At 62.2% G+C, this 14,396-nt stretch carries 19 protein-coding genes; 10 read left to right on the forward strand and 9 right to left on the reverse strand.

Annotation, left to right across the window (positions count from 1 at the left end; translation table 11 throughout):
* Positions 1-16 precede the first annotated feature (16 nt).
* From D0D28_RS24925 to D0D28_RS24935, 3 genes are read left to right on the forward strand one after another with little or no spacing between them, the layout of a single operon-like run.
* The gene (locus D0D28_RS24925; RefSeq protein ID WP_116112873.1) at positions 17-1,009 is read left to right on the forward strand and encodes a Gfo/Idh/MocA family protein; all 993 of its coding nucleotides are present in this window, start codon (positions 17-19) and stop codon (positions 1,007-1,009) included.
* Positions 1,006-2,259 (forward strand): DegT/DnrJ/EryC1/StrS family aminotransferase, encoded by a 1,254-nt coding sequence (locus tag D0D28_RS24930; RefSeq protein ID WP_116112876.1) that lies wholly within the window; start codon positions 1,006-1,008, stop codon positions 2,257-2,259. Before D0D28_RS24925 ends, D0D28_RS24930 begins: the two co-directional genes overlap by 4 nt.
* A gap of 4 nt (positions 2,260-2,263) precedes the next feature.
* Positions 2,264-2,713, forward strand: a complete 450-nt coding sequence (locus D0D28_RS24935) for an NUDIX domain-containing protein (protein ID WP_116112878.1) — start codon at positions 2,264-2,266, stop codon at positions 2,711-2,713.
* Between the two features lie 41 nt (positions 2,714-2,754).
* Here the strand turns inward: D0D28_RS24935 and D0D28_RS35825 are convergent, their stop codons facing one another.
* The 4 genes from D0D28_RS35825 to D0D28_RS24950 form a co-directional block, all read right to left on the reverse strand.
* Entirely contained in the window at positions 2,755-3,276 is a 522-nt protein-coding gene (locus tag D0D28_RS35825; RefSeq protein ID WP_162831183.1) for a hypothetical protein, read from the reverse strand.
* Positions 3,277-3,567: 291 nt separating this feature from the next.
* Complete coding sequence (locus D0D28_RS24940; protein ID WP_116112881.1) at positions 3,568-3,822, reverse strand: hypothetical protein; 255 nt, start codon at positions 3,820-3,822, stop codon at positions 3,568-3,570.
* Positions 3,819-5,387 carry a GDSL-type esterase/lipase family protein gene (locus D0D28_RS24945; protein ID WP_162831184.1) on the reverse strand — a complete coding sequence of 523 codons (1,569 nt, stop codon included), beginning with the start codon at positions 5,385-5,387 and terminating at the stop codon, positions 3,819-3,821. The genes D0D28_RS24940 and D0D28_RS24945 overlap by 4 nt, the downstream gene beginning before the upstream one ends.
* Positions 5,388-6,048: 661 nt before the next feature.
* A complete protein-coding gene (locus tag D0D28_RS24950) occupies positions 6,049-6,678 on the reverse strand; it encodes an ATP-binding protein (protein ID WP_116112886.1) in 630 nt (209 codons plus the stop codon).
* Between D0D28_RS24950 and D0D28_RS35830 the strand changes: the two genes are divergently transcribed.
* Entirely contained in the window at positions 6,662-6,844 is a 183-nt protein-coding gene (locus D0D28_RS35830) for a hypothetical protein (RefSeq protein ID WP_162831185.1), read from the forward strand. The two genes, D0D28_RS24950 and D0D28_RS35830, sit on opposite strands and share 17 nt — an antisense overlap.
* 38 nt (positions 6,845-6,882) lie before the next feature.
* Here D0D28_RS35830 and D0D28_RS24955 read toward each other — a convergent pair whose 3' ends face one another.
* Positions 6,883-7,206: a recombinase family protein gene (locus D0D28_RS24955; RefSeq protein ID WP_205413350.1), complete on the reverse strand. Its 324-nt coding sequence runs from the start codon at positions 7,204-7,206 to the stop codon at positions 6,883-6,885.
* Positions 7,203-7,526, reverse strand: a complete 324-nt coding sequence (locus D0D28_RS24960) for a recombinase family protein (RefSeq protein ID WP_116112889.1) — start codon at positions 7,524-7,526, stop codon at positions 7,203-7,205. Before D0D28_RS24960 ends, D0D28_RS24955 begins: the two co-directional genes overlap by 4 nt.
* Positions 7,527-7,750: 224 nt before the next feature.
* On the opposite strand from D0D28_RS24960, the gene D0D28_RS24965 reads away from it, so the two are divergent.
* The 3 genes from D0D28_RS24965 (at position 7,751) to D0D28_RS35835 (ending at position 10,685) form a co-directional block, all read left to right on the forward strand.
* Positions 7,751-8,917 (forward strand): helix-turn-helix domain-containing protein, encoded by a 1,167-nt coding sequence (locus D0D28_RS24965; RefSeq protein WP_116112892.1) that lies wholly within the window; start codon positions 7,751-7,753, stop codon positions 8,915-8,917.
* A 13-nt stretch (positions 8,918-8,930) separates the two neighbouring features.
* Positions 8,931-9,665 (forward strand): 5-formyltetrahydrofolate cyclo-ligase, encoded by a 735-nt coding sequence (locus D0D28_RS24970; RefSeq protein WP_116112895.1) that lies wholly within the window; start codon positions 8,931-8,933, stop codon positions 9,663-9,665.
* A gap of 162 nt (positions 9,666-9,827) precedes the next feature.
* On the forward strand, positions 9,828-10,685 hold the full coding sequence (locus tag D0D28_RS35835) for a hypothetical protein (protein ID WP_162831186.1): 858 nt from the start codon (positions 9,828-9,830) through the stop codon (positions 10,683-10,685).
* A 20-nt stretch (positions 10,686-10,705) separates the two neighbouring features.
* Here the strand turns inward: D0D28_RS35835 and D0D28_RS24975 are convergent, their stop codons facing one another.
* The 3 genes from D0D28_RS24975 to D0D28_RS24980 all read right to left on the reverse strand — a co-directional run bounded on the left by D0D28_RS24975 (position 10,706) and on the right by D0D28_RS24980 (position 12,557).
* A complete protein-coding gene (locus D0D28_RS24975; RefSeq protein WP_346009497.1) occupies positions 10,706-11,185 on the reverse strand; it encodes a hypothetical protein in 480 nt (159 codons plus the stop codon).
* Between the two features lie 110 nt (positions 11,186-11,295).
* Positions 11,296-11,643, reverse strand: a complete 348-nt coding sequence (locus D0D28_RS37010; protein ID WP_240323337.1) for a hypothetical protein — start codon at positions 11,641-11,643, stop codon at positions 11,296-11,298.
* Complete coding sequence (locus tag D0D28_RS24980; protein ID WP_240323338.1) at positions 11,640-12,557, reverse strand: recombinase family protein; 918 nt, start codon at positions 12,555-12,557, stop codon at positions 11,640-11,642. Before D0D28_RS24980 ends, D0D28_RS37010 begins: the two co-directional genes overlap by 4 nt.
* A 338-nt stretch (positions 12,558-12,895) precedes the next feature.
* Here D0D28_RS24980 and D0D28_RS24985 point away from each other — a divergent pair, with 338 nt between their 5' ends.
* The 3 genes from D0D28_RS24985 (at position 12,896) to D0D28_RS24995 (ending at position 14,391) form a co-directional block, all read left to right on the forward strand.
* Positions 12,896-13,099: a helix-turn-helix domain-containing protein gene (locus D0D28_RS24985; RefSeq protein ID WP_116112899.1), complete on the forward strand. Its 204-nt coding sequence runs from the start codon at positions 12,896-12,898 to the stop codon at positions 13,097-13,099.
* 66 nt (positions 13,100-13,165) lie between these two features.
* Positions 13,166-13,795, forward strand: a complete 630-nt coding sequence (locus D0D28_RS24990) for a DUF1819 family protein (RefSeq protein WP_116112902.1) — start codon at positions 13,166-13,168, stop codon at positions 13,793-13,795.
* Entirely contained in the window at positions 13,792-14,391 is a 600-nt protein-coding gene (locus D0D28_RS24995) for a DUF1788 domain-containing protein (protein WP_205413352.1), read from the forward strand. Before D0D28_RS24990 ends, D0D28_RS24995 begins: the two co-directional genes overlap by 4 nt.
* Positions 14,392-14,396: the final 5 nt, after the last annotated feature.

Here is a 14,396-nt window from a genome sequence, read left to right on the forward strand (position 1 = left end):
TCGACAGGAGCATCCGATGAAGCTTCGAGCGGGCGTCGTGGGCTTGGGCAAGCAGGCATTGGAGGACCACATCCCCGGGCTGCACGCCTCCGACAGCGCCGAGCTGGTCGCCGTGTGCGATGAGGACCGCGAGATCGTCCGCGAGCAGCAGTACCAGCACCGCGTGCAGGGCTACACCGACTTTCGCGAGATGTTCAAGACCGAAGCGCTAGACCTCGTCGTGGTCTGCGTGCCGCACCACGTCGGCCGCGAGGTGATCGAGACGGCTGCCGAGCACAAGGTGCACGTCCTCAAGGAGAAGCCGTTCGCCACCACCATGCAGGAGGCGCGCGATTTGGCAGAGATCTGCGAGCGCGCCGACGTGCAGCTCATGGTGACGTTGCAGCGTCGGTTCAACCCCATCTATACCAGCTTTACCCAGCTCGCCGACCAGATCGGCACGCCGTTTGTGGTGGACGCGCAGTACACGCTGCACATCTCGGACCCGTCCGACGGCTGGCGCGGCCGGAACGCCGAGGCCGGAGGCGGCTGCATCATCGACATGGGCTACCACCTCATCGACATGGTCCTGTGGTACTTCGGCTTGCCAGACCGGGTGCTCGCAGACGTCTCGGCCAGCGCACGGCCGGACCGGGAGTACGACGCCGAAGACACCGCGCTCGTTCACTTCGCCTACGACAGTGGCCTCTACGGCTCGCTGTTGCTGTCCCGCTTCATCGGGCCGAAGACCGAGCAGATCCGGCTGGTCGGCTCCAAGGGCATGGTGCACCTGGAACGCGGCCGAATTCGGCGGCTCGGTAACGACGGGGAGGTTATCGAGTCGCTCTCGCGGGAGCAGGCGTGGCCCTCGGCCGCGGCCTGCCAGATCGACTACTTCCGCCGGGTCATCGATGGCCAGCGCCCCAACGTCAGCGGTCCCAGGGAAAACCTGGCGCACATGAGCTTCATCGCGGCCTGCTACGAGTCCGCGCGTTCGCACGCCCACATCAACCCGAAGGAGCTGCTGTGAGTTCGCCCCTGGCGTTGCTCGGTGGCACACCGAGCGTCACGACACCTGGTCCGCACTTCGCCTGGCCTCCGATCAGCGAGCAGACCGCCAAGGTCGTAACCGACCAGCTCGCCGCGGGCATCTCCGTCTACGACCGCTCGGGGGTGATCGAGGAACTCGAGGACGCCCTCGCCGACTACCACGGCGTGCGCTACGCACTGCTCACCAGCTCCGGCACCGCCGCGCTCTACTCGATGTATGCCGGTTGCGAACTCGGGCCGGGCATGGAGGCCATCGTCCCCGCGTACACCTTCTTCGCCACGGTCACGCCGCTCCTGCACCTGGGCGTGGTCCCGGTGCTGGCTGACTGCGACGAGAACGGCAACCTCGACCCTCGGGACGTGGTCCGGCGGATCACCGCACGGACGTCCGCCATCGTGGTAACCCACATGTGGGGCACGCCGGCCGACGTGGCGACGCTGCGGGCCATTGCCGACGAGCATGGGCTGATGCTGCTCGAAGACGGGTCGCACGCCCACGGCGCGAGCGTGGGCGGCAGGAAGGTAGGCACTTTCGGCAGGGCGTCGGCCTTCAGTATGAACGGCCCGAAGCCGCTGTCCGCAGGCGAGGGCGGCTTCCTGCTCACCGATGACGAGGAGGTGTACTACCGCGCGCTGCTGCACGGCCAGTACAACAAGCGCTGCCGGAACGAGATCCCGTCTGAGTACCCGCTCTACCGCTACGCCGTGACCGGCATGGGGCTCAAACACCGCATCCACCCGCTTGCAGCCCGGATCGGTCTCGATCAGCTTGCGCACCTGGACGAGTATCTCGATGGGCGAGCGCGGGTCGCGGCCATGATGAACGAGCAGCTCGCGGAGCTGCCGGGTATCGTCACACCGAAGTTGGAGCCGGGAGACCGCTCGTCTTGGTACGGCCTGATGCTGCAGTACCGGGGTGAGGAGTTGGGCGGCCTGCCTGTCGAGCGGCTCTATGAGGCGCTCCAGGCTGAGGGCTGCTGGGAGCTGGACCGGCCTGGTTCGACGTGTCCCCTGAACTTGCTGCCGCTCTTCCAGGAGCCGGGTCCGCTGTTTCCGGAGCTGGCGGGGTCATTCGCGTATGGTCCTGACGACTTTCCGCAGGCCGAGGCGTTCCATCGGAGTGTCCTCAAGCTCCCGGTCTGGCACCGGGAGGAGGACATGCCGCTGGTGAATGGCTACATCGAGGCATTCCGTAAGGTGATCAACAACTACGAAGGGTTGCTAGGGTAAAGCAATGGTCGACGTCTCTTTGATCGAACGGCTCACCGCTGAGGCCGAGGCTGACGGCGTGCAGCAGCTCGTCGTCGGAGCAGTGGTTCAGCACGACGAGAAGGTCCTACTGCTCCAGCGTCCCGAGGACGATTTCATGGGCGGCATCTTCGAGCTGCCCAGCGGCAAGGTCGAGGCTGGTGAGCAGCTCGATGCCGCGCTCATCCGCGAGGTCAAGGAAGAGACGGGCCTCGACGTCTCCCGCATCGCCGACTACCTCGGCTCCTTCGATTACACGAGCGGTAGTGGCAAGAAGAGTCGCCAGTTCAACTTCGCGGTCGACGTGACCGCGCCGGAACCTATCTTGCTCCAGGAGCACGACGCCTACCAATGGACGTCGCTGGCCGAGGAGCCACCGGTGACCGATGCCGTGAAGGAAGTGCTCGCGAAGTACCGCGAGGGTACGCGTCTGTAGTGCTTGATGGGCAGCGGTCGGAAGTAAAGAGCGTTGCCTTGCTATCTGTTTGGGGGGTGCGGCGGTAAGATGCATGCGCCTATGCCCCAGATATCTATGCCTCCGCTAGAGCAGTAAAAGTATCCCTCTTGAGCAATTACGCCTACCACCGCTGTTGGTTTATCGGGATTTGAAATCCAGTGAGATGAAAGCCCTCGCGATATAACCGCCGAAGCGGGGCCATTCACTCCTGCTGGTAGTGTTGACCAGCCTAGCTGAACGGAGGTGCGGTCTCGTATGTAGCTCACCTCATTTTCTCTAACGCCATCAAGCGCGTCGTTGACGTAGACATTATTGTCCTGCTGTTTCTTAAAGCCGAGGGACTTTAGCTTTGCGTCGATCTCTCGCAGCACCGTTTTCTTGTCTGCTGTAAGCTCAAAATAGCGATACCCTGCCAGCGAGCAGGAGATACGTGTTTGCAGACCAACCGACGATCTGCTGTCGCATCCCTGATCTACGATATTCGATGCAAGTGGCTTATCTGGGCTGGTGACATCAAGAGCCGATTGGATACGCTGCTTCACCTCGTTGGTATTAGCGCTATACCTCGAAGCCCCATTCCATAGTAGTAACCACGCCAAAAGAAGAATCACTATCACAACGACAGCGAGCCGCCCGTAGAACAGGCCGCGAGAAGTGGATTTGGCTGTGGTCTTGTTGGTGGTTGGTTGTGTGTTTCTTGGCATATATTTATAGTCTAACAGCTCATTGCGTGGAAACAATCCACAAATTGAAGAACCCCCAGCCTCACGCGCGCCTTTTGAGCAGCGTGAAACTAGGGGCGTGGCTCTTCAATTCACATCAATCTCGGCGTGTTACTCGCCGATTGCTTGGCGGACCAGTTGCGCGTAGGCTGCCTGGCCCTGCTCGTTCGGGTGGAACACGTAGGCCGAATTGTTCCCGGCCTGATCCAGATTCTGGAAATACGAGTCACCCGACGCACAGACCTCGTGTCCGATGAACGGTGAGCCGGACGCCGTGGCCGATACGAAGGTCAGCCGCTGGTTGTCCGTGTTGAGTGCCCTGACCTTGGTGACCGTGTTGCTGATCGTGGTGTTCAGCTTGGTCACGATGTCCCGCGCGGCCCATGCATCTGCCCATGGGTATCCCTGAGCGCCGACTTCACTCGCATCGTTGTTGTACATGTAGCCACACCGTGGATCACTGAGTGCGCTTCCCGACTTATCGGCAATGACCTGTGGGTAGCCCAAAACGTAGATCTTTGTCCCTGAAGTCTTGGTGACCTCCAGGAGCTTCTTATACGTCGCTTCCAGGTTCCCTGGAGCACGTTCCTGATCTTGCCGTCCGCCTCGGTGTATGCGGCGCTGCTGGAGTTGCAGTTGCCGAGGACGCACGCTTTCGCGAAGTTCGCGAATCCGATGTCGTTCCCACCGATGGTGATGGTCACGACCTTCGGGCTGCCCGAAGACAGAACGCTGGCCTGTGATGGTTCACTATGGTCAGCGTCGTTCCACCCGTTGAGGACGTGTGTCGTCTGCGCGCCGGAGCATGCTACGAACTTGTCCAGTTGTAGTGTGAGCGATGGATTCAACGCGTTTACACGCGAGTAGGCCAGCGCACTGCGGTGGCAGGCGGTGTCGTCCACGAAGGGCGGTACCCCTTCGCCGGAGGAGAAGGAATCACCGAGCGCCATGTAGCTCCGCGGAGCAGGCTGTGCCGATACCGTGGCACTCAGGATGGCACCTCGGGGGTAATCCATCCCGATCCCGGTCATCTTGACGGCATACAGCTTCGGGTTGTAGTCGCTGCAATTGCCGTCGCACTGGGCAACGAACGCCAAGATGTTGTTGGTGAGTACAGGAGGGGGGCCACTCAGGTAGTACCCGTTCGGCCCCCCAGCCTTGCTCATGTCACCGCTCATGATCTTCTGGTAGAACCAGGTGCCACTCACGGCGTCGTACACGCCCACGAAAATGCCGGAAGCAGTCGGGTTCGCGCTGTCGCCGGTAGAAAGGTTCATGTTGCGCAGAAAGGCAACCTTGCCACTCGCGTCGGCAACGCTCGCCAGGCTTGCTGCCTGGTATGTACCCTGTGCGTCCTGGTTGGGGAGTGTGACGCGCCGGACCTCGTGACCGTTGTTGTCCAACGTCACTACGGTGAAGACCCACTCCGTAGGTGTCACTGGTATGTAGTCAGAGACCATCTTCCATTCGTAGATGATGGCCACAACACCGTTGTTGATGGTGTGGAGCTGGAGACTCCCCTGGACATTCGCTCCTGGCGTCGATACTGGAGTAGTCCACGTCGTTGTCCCCTTGCGGGGGTCGTACATGGACACCGCCGCACTCTTCACGTTGCTTCCCGACCAGGTGTAAGCCGGGCTGAAGAAGCGTCCCTCGGCACCGAAAGCGTCCGAGCCCCAGTCGCCTATGGATGCCTGTCCCAGGTACTTACCGCTGTAGCTGTAGTACTTGGGTCGGTCATCCACATGGGGGTAGCTCAGTGCGATGCCATCCTTGTAAGGACGCAGCACATAGTCACAGTCGGCTGAGACTTTGAAGTCTCGAACCTTCGTGGGTTGCGTCTGACCAGAGGCCAAGTTGGGCGCAAGACCGATGAGGTGGGTACCGTCGGCAGCCTGCGTAAGGGCGTAGATGTTGCCATCAGCGCCCACGGCCGGCTCCAGGTTACATATCGGATACTTCCACTTCAGGGTGTTGCCGTTGTAGGCCAGCAGGTTGGGGCCGTACGCTTAGGCCCCGCTGCTGTTCCTGCCGATCGGACGCCCGTAGACCGCCCCCGTCTTGTCGACAACGGGATTCGTGATGCAGTTTCGCACACCGTCGATGGTCTGGGTGCGCGAAATACTCTGCACGAGTTGCCCGGTCGAGCTGTACGTGCGCAGGTCGCTGTCACTGCTCGTATCCCCTGTGCACGGCAGTGTGATATTGCCGTTGGGTGCAGTGATGGGGGCAATGGCTGCGCCCGCAGTACTTACATTTGCCGGAGGGGACCACTGAAGGGTCGGAATGGACTCAGCGGCGTACGCCGTCCCCGGGGTTACCACCCCGAGCAGTGACGCCACCATGGCCAGTAGTACGAGTACGACTGGCCTGCGCATTGGTTTGCGCATAGTGATTACACCTCTTCCTTTAGATGAGTTGCTTGTTAATGAACCGAGACACACAAAGAGGGCGATTCCAGCCATGTTTCGGCGAACCACCCTCAGAGCCTCTATTAGCTTGAAGAGCCAAACTATTTATGACATCATTTTGCAATTTTGACTAGACGTAGAAAATACAACAGAGTTCAATGTGGAAAGTGCGAGTCATCGGTTACTTCTCGGCATTGTCATCGAGGTTCTGAAGACCTTCAAGCACACGTCGCAGAATTTCCGGATCTTGCTGGCGAGCGATCGGTGGATGAGCGTCGGGCGTGAAGCGTCGTTGCCGCCGCGGCAAGGGAGGCGGTGGGGGTGTCTGCGTCGCGCGTGCAGTGACAATCAGCTCGGCCCACACCACCTTGCCGGTGCCCTTCGGGTATGAGCCGTACCTATGGGCGACCTGCGGGATTAGGTGGAGCCCGTAGCTGGACTCGGCGTCAACGTCCTCACTCTTCATGGCGGGTGGGTAGGGGTCCGAATCCCACACCTCAATGACTACCGAGTTCTCGAGACCGACCAGCTGGACGCTGATGAGATTCAGCTTGTCAAGCTCGCTCCAGCGGGGATGCGCATCCGTGATGCCAGTGGTCGCCACGGCGCTTGTCACGAGCTCAGACGCGACGACGAGCGCGTCGTCGATGATGGTCGACACGCCCCATCTGGCGAGGGTGAGGTGAATGAACGTCTGCGCGCAGCTCACTGCGGTGGGCACGGCCGCCAGGTTCAGACGATCCGTGAAGCGCGGCTGAGGCATCGGCTCAACCCTCGCCTGTAGGCTGTTCTCGATGAGCGTCGTTGTCATCGACGACAACCCCTTCCACTACGATGGGTGGGGCAGCGGTGCGCCGGCGGATCAGCTCGGCCGAATCCGCGAGCCGTTGGGCGAATGCGATTTGCTCGTCGTGACTCAGGTCGTCCGACAGAAGGCCAGCGATGAATCCACCTGTGCAGTCGTTGAGCTCCTTTAGTTGGGTAAGAATCGCCATCGTGAGGTCGTGGGAGTCCACTACTCATCACTCAGCTCATGAACTTCGACCTTGGCGTCTTGCTGAGCTCGTTCAAGCAGGCCGAGTCTGAGGATCGGGTGGGTGGTGAGGTGATCGAGCGACGGCACGATGACGTGATGGGCGTCTGCCCGCTGGACTTCGGTCAGTAGTTCATTCCAGGCGCTGAAGCGTCCAGATCCGTCCTCGTAGAAGTAGGTCGCAAACTCGCAGCCCAGCGCTTCGGCGTGCTCTTTGAGCTTCAGCTCGACCAGGCGGACCGTCTCATCGTCGATGTCCGGCGAGAGGCGCAGATAGCCGTACGCCAGCGGCTTCAGGGTGTTCATCGGCGCTGTCCCTGAACGACCCAGATGCGAGCACCGGTCTCGTGTTCGATGTGCTGTCGCATGGCGTCTTGCAGCCCCGGCAGGCGCGCGAAGTGCCAAAGGGAAGGGACGATGATGTCCTTCACCTCGTGGCGTTTGAGAGCTTCGAGCATGGCATAAAACGCGGGCTCCGCACACCTGGCGCTCTCGGTGAATACCTGGTCGAGGGTGAAGCCCTCGCGTTCGGCGTATTCGGCAAGTTCCCGCTTGATGCGTTGAACGTCGTCCTCGTGTTCGTCGCTGATCACGACTCGCATATAGCCGTAAATCGCAGGCCGCATTAGATTCCTTCCCAGCTTGTGGCGGCCGGTCTGACGGCGGGTGTCGGGGACCAGCACCGCCAGACCGGCATACGGCCAGAAAAGCCGGTTGACCTGCGGAAACCCAGAGCAAGGTAGGGGCGGGAACGACGCAAAATAGAGGCGACGGAGGCCCTGACCTGGGCAAATATGGCCTGGGTGGCTATGGTGAGTACGCCCCTGAGAGGCCCTGGGAGGAAGAGCGGATGGCGGCCAAGCGCGTACGTCTCGCTCAGCGTCGCAAATCGGCGGGCTACAGCCAAGAGAAGCTTGCCGAACGTCTGGGCGTCGAGCGGTCAACCATCGTGCGGTGGGAGACAGCCGAGAGCGAACCACAGCCCTGGGTCCGGCCAAAGCTTGCTGCGGCGCTCAGCGTGACGCTCGACGAACTGCAGAGCCTGCTTGATGACGTGACGATCATTCAGACGAAGCCGAGCGACCGCATGAGCTACGTGCTCGAACACCCGTCGTCGGTCGACTTGGTGGCGGTCGCCTACCTACACGAGCGCATCCGGCAGCTCGATGAGCAGTACGACCGGGCACCCTCGACGGCGCTGCTCGGACCCGCCGGCCAGGCCCACGGCCAGGTGAAGTTCCTTCGCGAGAACGCTGCCAACCCGCGCGTGCGCAAGGCGTTGTTCGAGGTCGAAGCCGAGTCGGCCACCTTCATGGGGCAGCTCGTGTGGGACGTGAGCCAACGGCGTGACCACGACGCGCCGATCACCTACCTGGACGAGGCGGTCGCCGCGGCCCGCCAGGTACACGATCCCTGTACCGAGGCGTACGCCACGTTGCGCAAGGGCTTCGTGGCCCTCTACGGCGAGAAGAACCCCTTGAAGGGCCTGACGCTCGCTCAGGAGGCGGCCGAGGTGGCAAAGCTCGCTAGCCCCTCGCTGACCGGCCTGAGCCTGCTTCACGTGGCCGAGGGGTACGCCATGACCGGCGACCTTAAGGCGTGCGAGGAGGCGCTGAAGCTCGCCGAGGTGCAGTTCGACCGCGTGGACGGTGACGACGTCGCTGCGCAGTACTACACGATCAACGAGTTCAACCGCTTGGCTGGCTCGTGCTACCTGTTCCTCGACTTGCCCGACCGCGCCGAGCCCATCCTGCGCACGACGGTGCGTGCGCTTGCAGCGAAGAAGAAGAGCCAGGCCATCGCCCTCGGCAACCTGACCCTGTCGCTGATCCGCCAGCGCAAGCTCGACGAGGCGGCGGCCACCATGCATCGGACGATCGACGCCGTAGAGCTGACGCGCGGCGGCGGCGGTCTTAACCTGGCGTTCGCCGCTGGTCGGGAGCTTCGGCGGTGGCGGCAGGAGCCGTGGGTGCAGGACATCAACGACCGTCTGCTTGCCCTCATGGCTGCCATTTAGGTACAGGTAGGGCGTGACGAGTATCGACCAGGCGAAGCAAGCCGTCCGCGATCAGGTATGGCGTCTGCTGGAGCGCGAGGGCGCTGTGCCGAGAGGTTCGTACGGCAAGATCCCCGGCTTCGATGGCGCGGAAGCGACGGCCGAGCGCCTGGCCGGGCTCGACCTGTGGAAGCGGGCTGGCACGGTCAAGGCGAACCCGGACTGGGCGCAGCTCCCGGTGCGTATCCAGGCGCTGAAGGACGGCAAGCTGCTGTACATGGCGGTCCCCAAGATGGCCACTCTCCAGCCGTTCTTCCTACTCGACCCCGCCTCCCTCGATGTCCCGCCCGAGCAGGCTGCCGAGAAGAAGGGGGCCGCTCAGGTCGCCCGCCGTGTCGGTGTCGAGGACATGCGTCCCATCGACCTGGTGATCTGCGGCAGCGTGGCCGTGAACCGCTCTGGCGCTCGCATCGGCAAGGGCGCGGGGTACTCCGACCTGGAGGTGGCACTGCTCATCGAGGCGGGCCTGGTAACCGACCAGACCGCGATCGTCGCACCGGTCCACCAGCTCCAGGTAGTCGACGAGAACATCCCCGAGACCGAGCACGACTTCAGCGTGGATCTCATCGTCACACCGGACGAGGTGATTGAGTGCCCCAACCGGCGTCGACCACAGGGGCTCGTGTGGGAGGACCTCAGTCCAGAGAAGATAGGGGCGATTCCGGTGCTGGCCGCGTTGGCAGATGCGGGTAAGGATGCCCAAGAATGACGGCTGGGTGAAGCTATGAGTGCCCACGCCTCAAATATTCTCACTTGGTCGCAGTTTGTTTATAATGATAACCAGGCAATGAGAATTACTGTTGTGAATCGTGGACTCGTCGGATCACTGCCCGCAGGCCCCTACTTGCGAAACAGGGATTGCGAGTAGTCCATGCGTCCAGACGATCTTCTAATCGCTGATACTTCTGGCGACCCCTGGAGTGCTACAAGCACCGAGCTTCGCCGGGATCTGCTGGAATCGGCCATCAAGGGCGAGGCGGCGGATGAGGACGATCTTGAGTTGGCGGATGCCCTGGTGCGACTTGCTCATCGTGAATTGGAAGGATTCGCGACACAGGGTAATGTAATCACGGAAGATGCGGACAGCGAACTTTTGCTGCGCGCATGCAGTGTGGCGTGTAAGCGAGTGGGTGTCGACTTCCCGGATCTTCCGTTTCGGGATTTCAGTGGCTTCTATAAGTACTGGCGCCGGGAAGGGATGGCTGGGAGCGGGTCTTGGGCAGCAAGGCGTGAGTATCTTGACGGTGTCTTTGAGCCGGTGGAAGATGCGCTGCTCAACCTGTCGGTGCGGTCATTCGATGATGGTATAGCAGTACCGATCTCCCCACGTACCGCTACGGGGTGGGCGGTAGTTGACCGCGAGATCAGGGAGTTGCGTCGCCGGTTCGAGGTCGCGCGGAGCGAACAAGACCACAGCGCGGTCGGTACGGCTTGTGTGCGTATCCTCGAGCACCTGGGTGACGTGTGCTTTGATTCAGCGCGACACCTGCCCGCAGGGGTCGAGGCGCCACCGCGTGATAAGACCAAGGCTCGCTTTGACATGGTAATTTCGGCGGAGCTGACAGGCACAGACAACGAGACATTGCGACGCCTTGCGCGGACTACGGTTGAGCTCGCCCATCAGGTTAAGCATCGAACTACGCCATCAAGACGCGATGCTGGCATAGCTGCGGACAGCGTCGTTTTGCTGGCGAATATGATGCGTCGCATCGTTCCGCTGTCGAATTGACTCGACTTCCGCGTGGAAAATTATCGCTCCCGGCCGTGTGTGTCTCGCATCCGCACACCTCGTTCCCGGAGGCGGTTAAGTACGGTGGTGGGGTCCACGTCCATCCGTTCTGCGATTCGAGCCAGCGGCCACCCAACCTCATACAGCTGCACCGCCTCGTCGACCTGTTCCGATGACAGCCCCCGACGGCGCATCGTCACACCGTGCCGCTTCAGAACCACGCTGACCGTCCGCCGGTTGATGCCGAAGCGTTCGCCCAGCTCGTAGACCGTCGCTCCTGCCAGGTAGCCTTCGATGAGCAGCTTCGTCTGCTCGTCGTCGAGCTGCCGCGCCCGGCCGGGCTTCGGCCGTTCGGGTGACGGCTTGACGGGCGCATCCAGCCTGGGAAGCTTTCGCAGAAGAGATTCTAGGGTTGTGACCTGGGCCTTTGTGTTGTAGTAGCCTCCCCCAAGGTCCACCGAGAATTCGATTTTCGCGCCCTGACCTGCAGTTTTATACACAGAGTAACCCTCTCGCTTGCAACACGAGCGAGAGGGTTTTCGCTGTTCAGGGCCTGTTTTCGTGTTTTAGTTCCGCACGGTATGAGCCTGTTGGGTTGGTGTTGTTTAGGTCAGTGCGTCGGCGGCCACAGTTCATGGTTGGTGATGCGGTCGTCGGCGAGGTAGAGCCTGCGGAAGAGCGCGTGGTTGAGTAGTCGGCGCTGGTCGTCGGTGCAGCTTTGGTAGATCTGGACGGGGTCACAGGTTCGACCAGGGACGTGGTCGGCGGCGTCTGCGGTCAGTGTTGCCAGCGCGTCGGTGATCCGCCGTTGGCTGACGGTGGCGTAGTAGCGCTCGACGGCGTGTTCGGCGACGGAGACGTTCACGTACGGGGCCGTGCAGTTGCCCTGCTGGCGGTTGCGGCAGAAGAAGTAGGTGTATTCGTCGCGGCGGCGGGTTACGGTGTGCTGGATGATCATCCGTCCGGTGTTGCCTGATTGGTGGCAGTGCCCGCAGTACAGGGCGCCCTTGAGGTAGTGGTGGTGTACCCGTCGTCGTTCTCCGGAGGTGGTGCGGGCGTCGAGGACGGCTTGGACACGATCGAACAGAATCGGGTTGACGAGAGGTCGTGTCGGCCAGGAAGTTTTTCGCCGCGGTAGGTGATGTAGCCGAGGTAGTAACGGTCGCGCAGCATCCGGGCCAGCTTGCTGATCGACACCCGCTGTGCTGGGTACCGGGCTGTAGGACGGGTGCGCAGACCTCGTTGGTAGAGCCGCTCGGACAGCTGGTCGATGGTGAGATTGCCGGCGACGAACAGTTCGAAACCGAGCTGAACTAGAGGCGCGCGTTCCGGATCGACGATGATGGTGCGGATGTCACGGCCATCGGTGCGGTCGATGTGGTTGAGGTAGCCGAGCCGAGCGCGGCCGATCGTGCCGCCATTACGGGCCTTCTGCCCCATCTTGTAAGCAATGTCGGCGCCGGACTCGCGGGATTGGTACTCGTTAAAAGTGGCGAGGATGCCGTGCATCAGCTGTCCGACCGGGGTCTCGTCGACGGACTCGGTGGCAGAGATCAGGGTGACGCCCCGCTGACGCAGATCCGCCATGACGAGCGCGTCATCGACCCGGTTGCGGGCCATCCGGGACAGTTTGTACACGATCACGTGATCGATGTCGTCGGTGTCGCGGATGCGAGCCAGCATCCGCTTGAACGCGGCGCGCCTGGCGATCTCCACGGCTGACCGGCCCGGTTCGACGTACTCCTCCACGATCGTCAAGCCGAGCTGTTCGGCTCTGCGGCAGCACGCCTCGCGCTGGGCCGGGATCGAGATCCCCTCCGGGGCATAGTCCCGCCTGACCTGACTTGCCGAGGACGCCCGCAAGTAGATCACCGCCCGACTGGACGGCGGTGTGGTCGCAAGGTTGCTGACTTGGCGTCCGTGATGTCCTGGCTGCGTATCCGACTCGAGCATGACACGAGTAGAGAGCCACGTCGCGGAACCCGCGACCGCGCCGACAGCGGACGGTTCGCAAAACCGACTTGGCGGTGGCGGTGCCAGGTCAGATGGCCGAACAGGTGGGTGCTTGCAGCCGGGCGTCCACGAGACGGAGCCGCCTGAGACAGGGCTGTTGCCTGTTACACCGGGCTAGACCGGGTCAAGCTGGGCCTTCTCCGGTAAGGTGAGATCCTTCGCGTGCTCGTGACTGCTGGATGGCTGGAGGTTGCCTCGTGTCTGACCCCTGGCTCTCTGCTGACAACATCGCGACTCACCTTGGTGTTACGAAGGACACGGTCTACGCCTGGATCGCAGAGAAGGGCATGCCGGCCCACAAGGTGGGTCGGCTGTGGAAGTTCCAGGCGAGCGAGGTCGATGAGTGGGTTCGAAGCGGCAATGCGGCCTCGTCGGGTGAGGGGGATCTTGGCGATGAGTGAGCAGACAGGAGAGGCGGTCAGTGGAGCTGGCCTGTTCGGCTTGCCCTGTACCGGGAGGACGGATCGATGAACGGCCCGCTGGCGGCAGAGCGGCGGTACGCGCTCTCGTTCACCACGGGCGCCCTCTTGGCGCGAGAGGGCGCGCTGCTAGCGCCCGCCTACATCGAGCGGCGCGACTGGGAGCAGGTCCGCGACCAGGCAGTGGAGAGCAACCTGCTTCAGGCGCGGACCCATCGCACGGGAGTCCGTCTGGTCCGCGAGACCGTGAAGCGGCTCTCGGCGCTCGCCGACGACGAGGTCGAGCTCCTGACCGAGGCGACAGCCTCCGAGCGTGGATACCTCATGTGGGCCGCTGCTTGCCGCCGCTACGAGCTCGTCGGTGAGTTTGCCGAGGAGGTCTTGCGGGAGCGCTTTCTGCTCCTGGCCTCCTCGCTGGAATACCAGGACTTCGACAGCTTTTTCCGGACCAAGGCGGTGTGGCATGACGAGCTGGCCGAGATCAAGGACTCGACGCTGCAGAAGCTGAGGTCGAACGTGTTCAAGATGCTCCATGAAGCCGAGCTGTTGTCGGAGGCAGGGTTGATCAGGCCGGCCGTGCTGTCCGAGCGAGTTGTTGCCACCCTCAGCGCCCACACGCCGAGTGACCTGCGATTCTTCCCGACTCGGCAAACTGCAGCGCAGGGGGCTGCGCTGTGATCCCCAAGACTCTGCCTCAGCAGGAAGACCACCTGTTCGCGGTCCTCAGCGGCAAGCGGTTCCTTCAGATGGAGGGCCTGAGCAACGAAGTCCCGTTCTTTATTTATCCGTACCCTCCGGAGGAGGCGCTTGCTGTCGCGGCGGCCAAGAAGCGCATCAAGAACCGGCTGTCCAGTGCCGGAATCACCGTGTTGGAGATCAACCTCTACGACCTGTCTGTCGAACTCCTGAGGGAGCGAGGTGTCTGGGACCGGGTACTTGCCATCGAGCCGGACCAGGACAAGGCCGACTTCCGCGAGATGCTCCAGGGGATGCTCGACCCGCAGCTGCACATCGCCCCTGCGATCCGGGACCGGCTCGCACAGGAAGACTTCGACATCTTCTTTCTCACCGGGATCGGCGAGGTCTTCCCGCATATCCGCTCGCACAACGTGCTCAACAACCTACAGTCTGTAGTCAAGGGCAAGTCGATGCTCATGTTCTTCCCAGGCCGCTACGAGCAGTCCGACACGTTGGGCTCCTCGCTCGTGCTGTTCGGTCGGCTCAAGGACGACCAGTATTACCGAGCCAAGAACATCCTGGAACAGGAGGCGTGAGCTCG

Source organism: Amycolatopsis ruanii (assembly GCF_003385175.1).
Lineage (GTDB): Bacteria > Actinomycetota > Actinomycetes > Mycobacteriales > Pseudonocardiaceae > Amycolatopsis_E > Amycolatopsis_E thermalba.

Excerpts from the sequence above, each read along its gene's own strand:
- D0D28_RS24955 (WP_205413350.1), bottom strand. The coding sequence starts at position 7,206 with ATGAACACCCTGAAGCCGCTGGCGTACGGCTATCTGCGCCTCTCGCCG.
- D0D28_RS24935 (WP_116112878.1), top strand. The coding sequence starts at position 2,264 with ATGGTCGACGTCTCTTTGATCGAACGGCTCACCGCTGAGGCCGAGGCT.
- D0D28_RS24965 (WP_116112892.1), top strand. The coding sequence starts at position 7,751 with ATGGCGGCCAAGCGCGTACGTCTCGCTCAGCGTCGCAAATCGGCGGGC.
- D0D28_RS24960 (WP_116112889.1), bottom strand. The coding sequence starts at position 7,526 with ATGCGGCCTGCGATTTACGGCTATATGCGAGTCGTGATCAGCGACGAA.
- D0D28_RS24925 (WP_116112873.1), top strand. The coding sequence starts at position 17 with ATGAAGCTTCGAGCGGGCGTCGTGGGCTTGGGCAAGCAGGCATTGGAG.
- D0D28_RS24950 (WP_116112886.1), bottom strand. The coding sequence starts at position 6,678 with ATGACAACGACGCTCATCGAGAACAGCCTACAGGCGAGGGTTGAGCCG.
- D0D28_RS37010 (WP_240323337.1), bottom strand. The coding sequence starts at position 11,643 with ATGATCATCCAGCACACCGTAACCCGCCGCCGCGACGAATACACCTAC.
- D0D28_RS35830 (WP_162831185.1), top strand. The coding sequence starts at position 6,662 with ATGAGCGTCGTTGTCATCGACGACAACCCCTTCCACTACGATGGGTGG.
- D0D28_RS24990 (WP_116112902.1), top strand. The coding sequence starts at position 13,166 with ATGAACGGCCCGCTGGCGGCAGAGCGGCGGTACGCGCTCTCGTTCACC.
- D0D28_RS35835 (WP_162831186.1), top strand. The coding sequence starts at position 9,828 with ATGCGTCCAGACGATCTTCTAATCGCTGATACTTCTGGCGACCCCTGG.